General features: G+C 67.4%; 16 protein-coding genes. 6 read left to right on the plus strand and 10 right to left on the minus strand.

What is annotated here, in order from left to right; all coding sequences use genetic code 11:
* Positions 1-23: 23 nt before the first annotated feature.
* Entirely contained in the window at positions 24-425 is a 402-nt protein-coding gene (locus tag MFF01_RS11205; protein ID WP_238225337.1) for a PRC-barrel domain-containing protein, read from the minus strand.
* A 155-nt stretch (positions 426-580) separates the two neighbouring features.
* Here MFF01_RS11205 and MFF01_RS11210 point away from each other — a divergent pair, with 155 nt between their 5' ends.
* The 4 genes from MFF01_RS11210 (at position 581) to MFF01_RS11225 (ending at position 2,361) form a co-directional block, all read left to right on the plus strand.
* Entirely contained in the window at positions 581-784 is a 204-nt protein-coding gene (locus tag MFF01_RS11210; RefSeq protein ID WP_238225339.1) for a CsbD family protein, read from the plus strand.
* Between the two features lie 262 nt (positions 785-1,046).
* Entirely contained in the window at positions 1,047-1,460 is a 414-nt protein-coding gene (locus MFF01_RS11215; RefSeq protein WP_238225341.1) for a hypothetical protein, read from the plus strand.
* Between the two features lie 75 nt (positions 1,461-1,535).
* The gene (locus MFF01_RS11220; protein ID WP_238225343.1) at positions 1,536-1,910 is read left to right on the plus strand and encodes a glycosyl hydrolase; all 375 of its coding nucleotides are present in this window, start codon (positions 1,536-1,538) and stop codon (positions 1,908-1,910) included.
* A gap of 7 nt (positions 1,911-1,917) precedes the next feature.
* A complete protein-coding gene (locus tag MFF01_RS11225; protein WP_238225345.1) occupies positions 1,918-2,361 on the plus strand; it encodes a hypothetical protein in 444 nt (147 codons plus the stop codon).
* Between the two features lie 242 nt (positions 2,362-2,603).
* On the opposite strand, the gene MFF01_RS11230 is transcribed toward MFF01_RS11225, so the two are convergent.
* Together MFF01_RS11230 and MFF01_RS11235 are read right to left on the minus strand one after the other, a co-directional pair.
* Positions 2,604-2,870, minus strand: coding sequence for a hypothetical protein (locus MFF01_RS11230; RefSeq protein ID WP_238225347.1), 267 nt, complete (start codon positions 2,868-2,870; stop codon positions 2,604-2,606).
* A 154-nt stretch (positions 2,871-3,024) separates the two neighbouring features.
* A complete protein-coding gene (locus MFF01_RS11235; protein WP_238225349.1) occupies positions 3,025-3,270 on the minus strand; it encodes a hypothetical protein in 246 nt (81 codons plus the stop codon).
* A 506-nt stretch (positions 3,271-3,776) separates the two neighbouring features.
* Between MFF01_RS11235 and MFF01_RS11240 the strand changes: the two genes are divergently transcribed.
* Positions 3,777-4,370 (plus strand): metallophosphoesterase, encoded by a 594-nt coding sequence (locus tag MFF01_RS11240; RefSeq protein WP_238225351.1) that lies wholly within the window; start codon positions 3,777-3,779, stop codon positions 4,368-4,370.
* On the opposite strand, the gene MFF01_RS11245 is transcribed toward MFF01_RS11240, so the two are convergent.
* The 7 genes from MFF01_RS11245 to MFF01_RS11275 form a co-directional block, all read right to left on the minus strand.
* Positions 4,357-4,899 (minus strand): superoxide dismutase, encoded by a 543-nt coding sequence (locus MFF01_RS11245; RefSeq protein WP_238225371.1) that lies wholly within the window; start codon positions 4,897-4,899, stop codon positions 4,357-4,359. The two genes, MFF01_RS11240 and MFF01_RS11245, sit on opposite strands and share 14 nt — an antisense overlap.
* Positions 4,900-5,126: 227 nt before the next feature.
* The gene (locus MFF01_RS11250; protein ID WP_238225353.1) at positions 5,127-5,774 is read right to left on the minus strand and encodes a hypothetical protein; all 648 of its coding nucleotides are present in this window, start codon (positions 5,772-5,774) and stop codon (positions 5,127-5,129) included.
* Complete coding sequence (gene chrA, locus MFF01_RS11255; RefSeq protein WP_238225355.1) at positions 5,771-7,180, minus strand: chromate efflux transporter; 1,410 nt, start codon at positions 7,178-7,180, stop codon at positions 5,771-5,773. Before chrA ends, MFF01_RS11250 begins: the two co-directional genes overlap by 4 nt.
* Before the next feature lies 1 nt (position 7,181).
* Entirely contained in the window at positions 7,182-8,012 is an 831-nt protein-coding gene (locus MFF01_RS11260) for a chromate resistance protein ChrB domain-containing protein (protein ID WP_238225356.1), read from the minus strand.
* Positions 8,013-8,131: 119 nt separating this feature from the next.
* Positions 8,132-9,457 (minus strand): MFS transporter, encoded by a 1,326-nt coding sequence (locus MFF01_RS11265; protein ID WP_238225358.1) that lies wholly within the window; start codon positions 9,455-9,457, stop codon positions 8,132-8,134.
* Between the two features lie 7 nt (positions 9,458-9,464).
* Entirely contained in the window at positions 9,465-9,731 is a 267-nt protein-coding gene (locus MFF01_RS11270; protein WP_238225360.1) for a metal-sensing transcriptional repressor, read from the minus strand.
* 85 nt (positions 9,732-9,816) lie between these two features.
* Positions 9,817-10,566, minus strand: coding sequence for a cation efflux transmembrane domain-containing protein (locus MFF01_RS11275; RefSeq protein ID WP_238225362.1), 750 nt, complete (start codon positions 10,564-10,566; stop codon positions 9,817-9,819).
* Between the two features lie 70 nt (positions 10,567-10,636).
* Here MFF01_RS11275 and MFF01_RS11280 point away from each other — a divergent pair, with 70 nt between their 5' ends.
* Positions 10,637-11,056 carry a MerR family transcriptional regulator gene (locus MFF01_RS11280; protein WP_238225364.1) on the plus strand — a complete coding sequence of 140 codons (420 nt, stop codon included), beginning with the start codon at positions 10,637-10,639 and terminating at the stop codon, positions 11,054-11,056.
* Positions 11,057-11,249 lie beyond the last annotated feature (193 nt).

Below are 11,249 nucleotides of genomic sequence, written 5' to 3' on the forward strand. Positions count from 1 at the left end.
GCGAGGCGCTCCCGTGTCCGAATTCAGCGCTTGAACTTGCCGTCGTACTTGAACTCGGGGGCCGCCTTCAGGGCGTCCTTACTGGCGTTCACGGAGGCCTTCCACTTCTTGGCGCCGGTGTCGTAGGTCAGCGCCACCGAGGACGGATCCACCACGACGTAGCGCTCTCCCATGCCGAGGAAGCCGCCGACCGACATGATGTAGCCGGTGAGCTTGCCCTTCTCGATGACGAGATCCTTGATCTCGCCGACGTTGCTGTTGGTGCCGTCGACCACGTTCAGGCCGATGAGGTTGTAGCTCAGGACCGCATCCTGCGGAACGGGGGCGAACTTCACGGTGGCCGGCGGGGTGGGCGCCTCGTCCTTGGCGAGGACGGGTCCCGTCAGGGCGGTGACGGCGGCGAGGGCGAGAACGAGGCGACGCATCGGGGAACTCCTTTGGTCTTGGAACGGGGCTCTGGAATGGCCAGCGTCTGCAAACCGTTCCGCGATTACCCTGGATATCCGAGCTGCAACGAAATCGGGCAGGCCGCCGTTCCTGGGCCCCGGGACCGCTCCGGTCGCGACTAAGGAACCTCGCCATGAGCAGCACGACGGACAAGATCAAGGGCCTCGCCAACGAGGCCGTCGGCAACGTCAAGCAGGGCATCGGCAACGTCACGGACAACGACAAGCTGAAGGCCGAGGGCAAGGCCCAGGAACTCAAGGGCGACGCCCAAAAGGCGACCGGGGACGTGAAGGACGGCGCCAAGCACGTCGCCGACAAGGTCGCCGGCAAGGACTGAGTGCCTCCGGGGAGCGGGTATCCTGCTGCCCTCGCGCGGCTCGCAAGGCCCGGACGATCAATTCAGAAACTGAGAGGCGAGGCCTTGCAGCATTACCCCTGCAAGGCCTCTTTTTTGGTTTTCGCAACAAGTCAATAATGACAACCCTGTTAATCTGACGTTCATTTCATCAGATTGCCGATAGAACTTGAATTTCCTGGGAACGGTATTCCCACAACATCCGTTTATCGCCTCGTACAGCCTGATGCAGCCGGAGAATACCATGTTGAAGCACGTTCGCGTCGCCGCCCTCGCCACGACGTTCGTCCTCGGCGGAGCCGCCATGGCGTTCGCCCAGTCCTCCTCGACCGTCGGCACCGGCGGCTCGTCCGCAGGCGGCGGCACCAGCTCCTCCACCGTGGGCACCGGCGGTTCGTCGGCGGGCGCCGGGACTGGTTCGGGCACCTCCTCGACGGTCGGCACCGGCGGTTCGTCCGCTGGCGGCGGCAAGAGTTCCTCGACCGTCGGAACCGGCGGTTCGTCGGCCGGGACGGGTAGCGGCTCCGGCTCGACCGTTGGCACCGGCGGTTCGTCCTCTGGCATGTCCGACGGTGCCGGCAAATCCGCCGGCTCGGCCGGCCACGACAAGAAGGGCCCGGGCAACTCGGAGAACGCGCCCGGCCACAACAAGCGCTGAACCCAGCCAGGTCCAAGGTCCCTCGGGGGCGGCTCGATGAGCCGCCCCCGATCCCCTTCCGAGGAGACTCATGCCATGGCGCGCCTTTTCCTGCCGTTTCTCGTCGGCGTCCTCGCTTTTCCCGGAGTGGTCGTGAGCCAAGCCCAGACCAGCACCGTGACCGCAGGACCGAATGGCGTTTCCGGCAGCTCGACGGTCACCACGGGGGCGAACGGCAAGCCTTGCAAGGTCGTCCACTCGGACGCCGGCAAGGGGAACGGATCGGTGTCCAGTTCCGTCACGGCCGGACCTGACGGCGTTCACAGTTCCTCCACCGGCGGCAACTCGGTCACCACCCGGTCGAACAATGGCGCGACCAGCAGTTCCACGGCGAGCTCGGGTTCCGGCACCACGATGACCACCACGGGCGACGGCGATTGCGTCGTCACCGTTCCCAAGGACAGGAAGTGAGGTCCCCATGACGACGAAGAAGATGCTTTCCGCCTTTGCGGTCCTCGGCCTGATGCTCTCGCCGGGCCTCGCCCTGGCTCAGTCCAAGGGCAGCGCGACCGGGGGCACCGCGGGTTCGGCCGCGGTGGGCGGAACATCCGCCTCGACCGTCGGCACCGGCGGGACCTCGACGGGCGCCAATGGCACAACAGGTTCCTCGCTCGCGACCGGCGGAAGCGCGGCCGGCGGCAAGACGATGGACCGTTCCCACGTCAGCGAGACGGGCAACGGCGGCCTGAACGGGCAGGCGAAGGCCATGGCCCATGACGGGGGGACCTTCTCGAAGTCGCAGACCAAGACAAAGGTCCGGGACGGCGAGAGCGTGGGGTCCCGCACGAGGACGATGACGCATGAGCCCGGTTCGAAGCCCGTGAAGTCCACGACCACGACCAACTCCGCCGTCGGGCAATAGCGCCGATCTATCCGATCTGTCCGACGCGAGGAGGTTAGCTCATCGCGTCGGCACAAGGGCTGCCGGAAGCGGTTTTGGCAGACATGGTTCCCGCCGGCACACATGGACGGCCCGAGCCCGGTTTTTCGGGCGGTTGGCCGGTTGCCTGAAAGGGCGAAAGCGGAATGCGGATACCCTATTCGACGTGAAGCCCGCCGGGGGATGTCCCGGCGGGCTTCACGTCGTTTTCGGGATCGGAAGGCTCAGTAGCCGTAGCGGTCGTAGCTGCGGTACCCGCCGTAGCGCCGGCCCTCGTCGTAGCGCGTCCCGCGATAGGACCGCTCGTATCCGCCGAACTCGCGATGGCGACGATACCCGTGGGCGGGGGCCCAGGACGGGGGACCGCCCCGTTCGAAGCCACGGCCGCCGCGAGCCCAGGGCGGATCGGCCATGGCGGCCGTCGACGTCCCGAGGATGCCCCCGGTGAGCGTCAGGGCGGAGAACAGGATAAGCGTCGATCTGCGAAACATGGTCTTTTCCTTCGGGTTTCAGGAGCCTCGCGACTCGAACCGGTTACGGTCCGGGCGGCGCGAAGGTTCGGCTTGGGCTTGAGGAAGGAGCCCCCTTCAGGGCCTTGACGCGCCACGGAATGACTGGCGCGCGCAGCGGGTCGCCCCCTGGGGATCAGCCCTTCTTCTTGTAGGCCTGAATGGCATTCTGGCAGCCCGGCGACAGCTTTGACATGTTCTTCTGGAAACAAGCCTGGGTCTCGGGGCCGTCCTCGGGCGGCAGACCCGCGCAGAAGGTTGTGAAGTCGCCGGCGCACTGCTGCTGCAGTACGGCCTTGTCCTCGTCGGACATCGGCGCGGCCATGGCGGCATTGGTTGCGGCAGTGGCGAGAAGGAGACCAAACCCAAGGCGAACCAGCATGATGTGCTCCTAGGACCCAGGATGGCGCGGGTCGGAAGCCAGAACGCCGTTGTCCTCAGAACCGTTGCGCGGACACACACCTTGGACGCGGAACCGTCGGCAATCACCTGAATGGGAGTGCCGCTCGACGGAGCGCATTTGTTTCGGGCGGACCAGGTTGGCCCGGAGGGTCTGGGAACCCCTGTCGAGGTGCATGGAATGCGACCCGCAGGAACACGGAATGCGGGATGCGCTCCCCCTTGTCCGCTTCCCTTGAATTAAGGAATCCTTGACCATTTTTCCATCGGGGCCGTCGGCAAGGTACCCGTCACCGTATGCGGGACCGGCCCAAGCGTTGGCGTTACGGTGGATCCCGTGCGCCCGCCCGTTGCCGGACGGGGCGGGTCGATGCGATCACCACCGTCACCAGGAGCGCGCGACCGATGAAAGCCAGGGACTCCCACCCTCACCCCTGACCCCGGAGCGCCGCGTACCGCGAGAAGGCCTCCGTCATTACGGAGGCTGAAATGCCAAGAACCCTTGTTACGGCCGACACCCATTTCGGGCATAAGAGCATACTCAGCCCTCGCATGCCTCGACCGCGTCCGTTCGAGACCATCGAGGCTCATGACGAGGCCCTGATCGCCGCCTGGAACAAGGCCGTCCGACCGGATGATATCGTCTGGCACCTGGGGGATTTCGCCTACAAGTGCGACCTGGAATACGCCGCATCCGTCCAGGCTCGCCTCAACGGTCGCATCTACCTCTGCCGTGGCAACCACGATGAACTGGCGGAGCGCCTGACCTGGGCGGGGCCCATCGTCGACGTGAAGCGCGTGTTCGTCCAGGACCCGGGAATGCCCCAGCCGCAGGCACTCTGGCTGAGCCACTACGCGCACGTGACGTGGCCCCACGCCTGGCACGGCGACCTTCACGTCTACGGCCATTCCCATGGCAGCATTCCGCCGACCCGAACGAGCCTCGACGTCGGCGTCGATTGCTGGGATTGGCGGCCGGTCACCCTGGGGGAGATCCTCGCGAGGATGGCGGGATCGCCCGTCGCCGACCTGCCGGGCCGAGGCAGCCCCGAAACCGAGCCGCCCTCGATCAGGCACGAGTGAGATCGCCGTAGAGCCGGTCGGCCGTCTCCCAACGGATGACCTTCATGAAGACGTCGACGTAGTTCGCGGCCTTCGCCCCGAAGTCCATCTGGTAGGCGTGCTCGTACATGTCCATTGCCAGGATGGGCGTGCCACCGGCCAGCGTCGTGGTGTGATCGGCCGCCCAGGCATTCACCAGTCGCTTGTCCCTCGGGCTGTAGGTCAGCAGCACCCAGCCCGACCCGCCCCCTTCGGCGCGGCCCATGGCGGTGAACTGCGACCGCCACCGCTCGACGCCGCCGAAGTCGCGGATCATCGCCGCCTCCAGGTCGGGACCCGGCTTGCTCTGGTCGCCGAGGTTGGAGAAGAACAGCTCGTGCAGGATCATCGAGTTCGTCGCGATCAGCTCCTCGCGCTTGAGCCCGTTGACCACGAACCCGGGCGTCTTCTCGTAGTCCATCGTCGCGAGCTGATCGGCGATGGAGTTGAGCCGCTTGACCGCCCCGAGATAGTTGTTTTCGTAGTGGCTGATCATGATGCGCTCGCTCATCCCGGCGATCTTCTGCGGGTCCAGCGGCAGGGGTTTTGCCGTATAGGGCGGCAGCTTGAGCGCCGGTTGTGCGGGCCCGTCCACCGCGGATGCAGGTCCGGCACCCAGGCCGATGGCGGCGAGGCCCGCGCCGGCCAGGAACAGGTGACGTCGGTCCAGGTCGGTATTCATCGCAGGTCGCTCCGAGATGGGTTTCTTGGGGGGGACGGCCGGTACGCCGGGTCGCGTCATTCCAGGGACCGGACGTCGAGACCGTCGAAGCGGGTGACGCTGTCGGCCTTGGTCCAGAACGCGACCTTGCCGGGGGTGGTGATCGCGCCGTCGTTCACCGAGAAGAGCTCGTGCCCGTCGAACGTCGCGATGAGCCGGTGGCCCCGGACGCTCAGGCCGAGCTCGTGCCAGATCCCGGCCGTCACCGGCATGTCGGCACCGGCGATTTGCTCGCGCCGTCCTGCGATGACCTTGTAGAGACGGACGTTGCCCTCAAGGGCGTTGGCACGGACCAGATAGTAGTTGTTCGTGTCGAGGAGCCGGACCGCGAGGCCGCCGGCCTGGTCGACCTTACCCGAGATCGCCTTGAACCGGGTTCGGGCCGAGACGTCCGCGGGCGCGGTCGCCATCCGGATCAGGAGCGGGAAGCGTCCGTCCGTCGGGTCCACGCTCGATTGCACGACCGCACGACCACCAGCGGCTTCCACATCCGGGATGACCTCCCAACGACCCGGATCGCCGGGGCCGGTCTGCATGGCGGAGAAGCCGGCGGGGATCGAGCCCATAGCGGCATCCGAAAGGTCGAGGGTCTGTGCGACCGCGAGGACCTGCCACCCACCGGCGACCGCAAGCACCGCCAGCGCAAGACCGAAAAATTTGGTCATGCGACGATTCCCGTGAGGTGGAGGAGGACGCCTGCGGCGGAGCAGGCGATCAGCGTCGGTACGACCCCCGCCCTGAACCGGAAGACCGCGATCAACGCCGCCACCGCCTGCAGCAGCGCCCACGGGTCGAGGCTGGAGAGGACGGGCAGGTCGAGCCGGAGCGGGCCGACCGACACCGGGCGGACCTCTGCGAAGATAGTGTGGAGCGCGAACCAGACCGCGAGGTTCAGGATCACGCCGACCACCGCCGCGGTGATGGCCGAGAGCGCCCCGGCGAGCGGCCGGTTGCCGCGCAGGCGCTCGACGTACGGCGCCCCGACGAAGATCCAGAGGAAGCAGGGCGCGAACGTCACCCAGGTGGTGAGCAGGCCCCCGAGCGTCCCGGCCAGCAGCGGAGGCAGGCCCCCAGGATTACGGAAGGCCGCCATGAAGCCTACGAACTGAGTCACCATGATCAGCGGCCCGGGGGTCGTCTCGGCCAGGCCGAGGCCGTCCAGCATCTCGCCGGGCCGGAGCCAGCCGTAGTGCTCAACTGCCTGCTGCGCGACATAGGCCAGCACCGCATAGGCGCCGCCGAACGTCACCATAGCCATCTTCGAGAAGAACACGGCGATCAGACCGTAGACGCTCGCGGGGCCGACGAGGGCGAGGACGAGGGCCACCGGTACCAGCCAGAGCGCCGCCCAGACGGCAAGGACGCTGAGCGTCTGGCCGAGGGTCGCGTGTTCGCGCAAAAGCTCATCGTCACCGAGCAGGTAGGGACCGGTGTCGACCTTGCCCGAGGCGCCGTGCCCGCCACCGACCCGAAACTGGGGCAGGCCCGCCTTGCCGCCGACATAGCCTATGGCCCCGGCGGTCAGGACGATGACCGGGAAGGGCACGTCGAGCAGGAAAATCGCCACGAAGGACGCAGCCGCCAGTGCGATCATGGCTTGGCTCTTCAACGCCCTCCGCCCGATCCGCAGGACGGCCTGGGCGACGATGGCCAGCACCGCCGCCTTGAGCCCGAAGAACAGGCCGGCGACGACCCCGACGTTGCCGTAGAGCGCGTAGATCCAGCTCAGGGCCATGATCGCGATCACGCCCGGGAGTACGAAAAGGCCGCCGGCGACGATGCCGCCGCGGGTGCCGTGCATGAGCCAGCCGACGTAGGTCGCGAGTTGCTGCGCCTCAGGACCCGGCAGGAGGGTGCAGAAGTTCAGGGCGTGCAGGAAGCGGTTCTCGGAGATCCAGCGTCGCTCGTCGACGAGGATGCGGTGCATCACCGCGATCTGGCCCGCCGGTCCCCCGAACGAGAGCGACGCGATCCGCGCCCAGACCGGAATGGCCTCGCGCAGGGTCACGGGGACCGGGGCGGCGGTTGGCGCAGGGGAGACGGCGGACCGGGTGAGCGTTGCGCCGGCCATGTCAGGACCTTCCCTTGGGCCTATTGGTCGGCCAGTTGTGGGTTTCCTCCGAAGCGTCCCGGCACCAACGATAGAAGGCGTCGTACAGCACCATCCCGGCGTCGAGCTGCTCCAGATCGTCCGCATGGATCCGTGAGAGGCCAAGGGAGGCGGCGAGGAGCCCGGCCGCCTCGGGAGCGAGGTCGGGACGGCCGGTGTCTGCACCTCGGACCAGCGTCGCGAGGCGCAAGAGCTGGTCGGTCGCCAGGCCCAGTTCCTGCACCATGACGTCGAAGGTACAGAGTTCGCCGCGGTGGCTCCAAAACACCCCGGCATCGTCGATGTCGAAGGCCTCGCCGTCGAAGCGCTTGGCGACTTCCATGACCTCGGAGGGCGGCACGAAGAGGAAGACCGCATCCGGGTCGACGAAGCGGCGGATGAGCCAGGGGCAGGCAATGCGGTCGACCTTGGGCCGCGAGCGGGTCACCCAGACCGTCCGGCCCTGCGGGTCGCGGTTCCTCAGCCTGTCGATGGGGATCATCGGCCGCTCGGCGGCGGCCCAATCCGATGTCCCGCCTTCCAGCGCTTCGGCGGACACGCCCATGGCCCTGAGCCAGGCGGCGACGCCATGGCTATGCTGTCGCCCGTCGCCGCAGATCGCGATCACGGTTCGTCCGCGAAGAGCGCCGCCCCATTCGGCGACCGCTTCCCACGGGCGGGGGCGCGACCCCGGGACCAGGCGTGGGTCGGACCGAATGTCGGACATGGGTCTCACGTCGATCAGGATCGGGCACGCGGAGGTGCCGATCAGACGGGCGAGCTTCTCTTGGGAGATGGTGTTGGGTGAGGCCACGGCGCGTCCTTGCAAACGATGCAGATTGGACGCGATGCTTCGGCCGAGGCCTCGTCGGGAGATCGCATCCCGATAGGGTCATACGCCGGGTTCGCGTCCACGATGTCAAGCCGGGAAGCTCACCCCACCCGGGCCGGCCATCGATGGTGAAGGTCGTCGATGACGAAGGCGTGGGCGTGCTGCAGGTCTCCGTGCATGTGCGCATGCCCGGGATCGAGGTCGGCATGGGAATGCTCGATCACGTCGGGATCGGACGCCGGCCATAGCCAAGCCGCCGCGGCGACGCCTGCCAGCGTCAGGCCCCCGAGGATGGTCAACGTGGCGGGCATCCCGAGGGAGGCGCCGAGCCAGCCGGCCAACGGGTAGGTAATGAGCCAGGCGGCATGGGACAGGGCGAACTGCGCCGCGAACACGGCCGGACGGTCCCCCGGGGTCGCCGACCTGCGAAGGAGTCTGCCCGTGGGGGTCTGGACGGCAGAGTAGGCGATGCCGAGCACCAACCAGGTTTCGAGGAGCAGCGGCCAGCCGATGGTGCCTCCGCATGTCATGGCGGCAACGCTCAGAAGGACCCCGCCCAACAGGGCCGCCGCCGGGATCATCACGGCCCGGTCGGACAGCCGGTCGAGCACACGGGGCAGCGTCAGGGCGGCGATCATCGACCCTCCGCCGAACATGCCGAGGGCCAGCGCCACGTCCGTCTGTGGTCGGTCCAAAAGGCCCTGCACGATCACCACGGTGTTGACGATGACCATGGCCCCGGCCGCGGCGACCGCGAGGTTCAGGGCGAGCAGGCCCCGAAGGCGCGGCGTCGACAGGTAGATCCTGAGGCCGCGCGTGGTCCGGTCGTAGATGCCGCCCTCCCTGTCGGTCCGGGTGGCGATCGGCAGTGTCACGGACACCACCAAGGCCGCCGAGAACAGGAAGCCGACGACGGTGCCGCCGAACAGGGCATTGTAGGGCACCACCGTGAGGAGAAGGGCGGCCAGGGTCGGGCTGAGGAGGTTCTCCAGGTCATAGGCGAACCGCGAGAGCGACAGGGCGCGGGTGTAGTCGCGCTCGTCCGGCAGGATGTCGGGGATGGTCGCCTGGAAGGTCGGCGTGAATGCCGCCGAGGCCGACTGCAGGATGAAGATCAGGACGTAGACCTGCCAGGTCTGGTCAACGAAGGGCAACGCCAGGGCGATGGCGGCCCGAGCGAGGTCCGTGGCCACCAGGAAGGCGCGTCGGGGCAGCCGGGCGGTGAAGGCCTGGGCCACCGGGGCGACGAGGACGTAGGCCACCATCTTGATGGCCAGCGCCGTCCCGAGGACGGTACCGGCGCGATCACCCGCGATCCGGAATGCCAGAAGCCCGAGGGCGACCGTGAGCAGGCCCGTGCCGATCAGGGCGATGACCTGAGCGGCGAACAGGTGACGGTAGGTACGGTTCGAGAGAACGCTCAGCATCGGGGGCTCACAGGTACTTCGCCATGGCCTTGAACTCGGCCAGGGCCTCGGTCGCACCCTTGGCGCCGTTCTCCATCCCATGGCCGAGGCAGTGCTCCATGTGGTCCTGGATCAGGACGCGCTTGGCGTTGGTGATCGCGCTTTCGACCGCATGGAGTTGCTGGGCGAGGTCCACGCAGGGCCGACCCTCCTCGATCATGGCGATGACGCCGGCCAGATGGCCGTGGGCGCGCTTCAGGCGCTTGACGATGTCCGGGTGCGAGGCGTGTTCCATCCGCGCATCCTATCCTCCCGGAGGGGATACGGCAAAACGAGGGCCGGGGTCCGGTCCGCCGGGCCTCGACCGATTGGCGCAGGCCTCATTCGGCCGGTGCGGGATGCGTTGCGACGGTGCCTTCCCGATGCTCGGCCCAAGCCTGCCGAAGGATCTGGACGGAGGAGGTCAGGAAGATCCCGGCCATGACCGCCGCCACCGCGAGGTCGGGCCATGCACTGGAGGAGCCCCAGACCCCGAGCGCGGCGACCATCACGACGACGTTGCCGATGGCGTCATTGCGCGAGCACAGCCAGACCGAGCGCACGTTGGCGTCACCGTCCTTGTAGCGCCGGAGGAGGAAGACCGATCCGAGGTTCGCGGCCAGCGCCATCACGCCGATCACGCCCATGACCTCTGCACTGGGCACGCCGAGGACCATCGTCTCGTAGACGGTGCTGCCGAACACCCAGAGCGCCATCAGGAACAAGGACAGCCCCTTGAACAGGGCGGCCTTGGAGCGGACGGCTAGGGACGCGCCGATCACCGCGAGGCTCAGGCCGTAAGTCACGGTGTCGGCGAGGAAGTCGAGGGCGTCGGCCTTGAGGGCCTGGGAGCCGGCGAGTTGGCCGGCCGCCATCTCGGTCACGAACATCGCACCGTTGATGCCGATGACAGTCCAGAGGACGGCCTTGTAGCGCGGATCGACGCCATCGAAGACCGGCACCCCGCCCGAGCAGCATGAGCCGCCGGCGTGTTCGTGCGTCGGCGTCTGCACGGGGGGGCCGGGGAGCGCGAGCCCTGAAGGTGCGCAACAGGCGTCGGCCTTGGTCGTCCCGCAGCAATGCTCGCTCATCACGTCTCCTTCCCATCGGTCGGAGGCGACGCTACAACCTCTAGCGGCTAGAGGTGCAAGCGGAAAAATCATGGACATCGCAATCGGGGAGCTATCCCGGCGGACGGGGGTGAAGGTGCCGACGATCCGCTACTACGAGCAGGTCGGGCTGATGCCGGTGCCGCCCCGGTCCGCCGGCGCGCAGCGCCGCTACGGCCAGGCCGATGTCGCGCGGCTGAACTTCATTCGCCACTCCCGCGAACTCGGCTTCGAGGTCGACGCCATCCGCGAGTTGCTCACGCTCACCGCCCGGCCGGACCTTCCCTGCGCGGAGGTCGACGTGATCGCGAGGCGGCATCTTTCCGAGGTAGACGCCCGGATTGAGCGCCTGACCGCCTTGAGGACCGAGCTTTCGCGGATGGTCGGCGAATGCGGCCACGGGCACGTCGGCGAGTGCCGGGTCATTGAGGTCCTGTCCGATCACGGCGAGTGCCTGGGCGCGGGTCACTGAGCCGACGGGATGGGACTCCGAGGAATAACGAGGAGGACCATTTAAACGTAAACGAGGCCGCCTCGTTTCCAAGGCGGCCTCGTTAAACTCTAGGTTAGAATGAAACCGAACTTTGGTTCCGAAAACGGAACATTGGGTCCGAGATCATCCCATCGGACCCGGTAAGTTCCGAAGGTCCTAGTAGGAGCCGAAC

The organism is Methylobacterium adhaesivum (genome assembly GCF_022179065.1).
Taxonomy (GTDB): Bacteria; Pseudomonadota; Alphaproteobacteria; order Rhizobiales; family Beijerinckiaceae; genus Methylobacterium; species Methylobacterium adhaesivum.

What these genes read in the sequence shown, in the direction of transcription:
- MFF01_RS11205 (WP_238225337.1), bottom strand. Translation starts at nt 425, where the DNA reads ATGCGTCGCCTCGTTCTCGCCCTCGCCGCCGTCACCGCCCTGACGGGA.
- MFF01_RS11270 (WP_238225360.1), bottom strand. Translation starts at nt 9,731, where the DNA reads ATGGAACACGCCTCGCACCCGGACATCGTCAAGCGCCTGAAGCGCGCC.
- MFF01_RS11240 (WP_238225351.1), top strand. Translation starts at nt 3,777, where the DNA reads ATGCCAAGAACCCTTGTTACGGCCGACACCCATTTCGGGCATAAGAGC.
- MFF01_RS11235 (WP_238225349.1), bottom strand. Translation starts at nt 3,270, where the DNA reads ATGCTGGTTCGCCTTGGGTTTGGTCTCCTTCTCGCCACTGCCGCAACC.
- MFF01_RS11210 (WP_238225339.1), top strand. Translation starts at nt 581, where the DNA reads ATGAGCAGCACGACGGACAAGATCAAGGGCCTCGCCAACGAGGCCGTC.
- MFF01_RS11275 (WP_238225362.1), bottom strand. Translation starts at nt 10,566, where the DNA reads ATGAGCGAGCATTGCTGCGGGACGACCAAGGCCGACGCCTGTTGCGCA.
- MFF01_RS11215 (WP_238225341.1), top strand. Translation starts at nt 1,047, where the DNA reads ATGTTGAAGCACGTTCGCGTCGCCGCCCTCGCCACGACGTTCGTCCTC.
- MFF01_RS11225 (WP_238225345.1), top strand. Translation starts at nt 1,918, where the DNA reads ATGACGACGAAGAAGATGCTTTCCGCCTTTGCGGTCCTCGGCCTGATG.
- MFF01_RS11230 (WP_238225347.1), bottom strand. Translation starts at nt 2,870, where the DNA reads ATGTTTCGCAGATCGACGCTTATCCTGTTCTCCGCCCTGACGCTCACC.
- MFF01_RS11280 (WP_238225364.1), top strand. Translation starts at nt 10,637, where the DNA reads ATGGACATCGCAATCGGGGAGCTATCCCGGCGGACGGGGGTGAAGGTG.
- MFF01_RS11245 (WP_238225371.1), bottom strand. Translation starts at nt 4,899, where the DNA reads ATGAGCGAGCGCATCATGATCAGCCACTACGAAAACAACTATCTCGGG.
- MFF01_RS11250 (WP_238225353.1), bottom strand. Translation starts at nt 5,774, where the DNA reads ATGACCAAATTTTTCGGTCTTGCGCTGGCGGTGCTTGCGGTCGCCGGT.
- MFF01_RS11220 (WP_238225343.1), top strand. Translation starts at nt 1,536, where the DNA reads ATGGCGCGCCTTTTCCTGCCGTTTCTCGTCGGCGTCCTCGCTTTTCCC.
- MFF01_RS11265 (WP_238225358.1), bottom strand. Translation starts at nt 9,457, where the DNA reads ATGCTGAGCGTTCTCTCGAACCGTACCTACCGTCACCTGTTCGCCGCT.
- chrA (WP_238225355.1), bottom strand. Translation starts at nt 7,180, where the DNA reads ATGGCCGGCGCAACGCTCACCCGGTCCGCCGTCTCCCCTGCGCCAACC.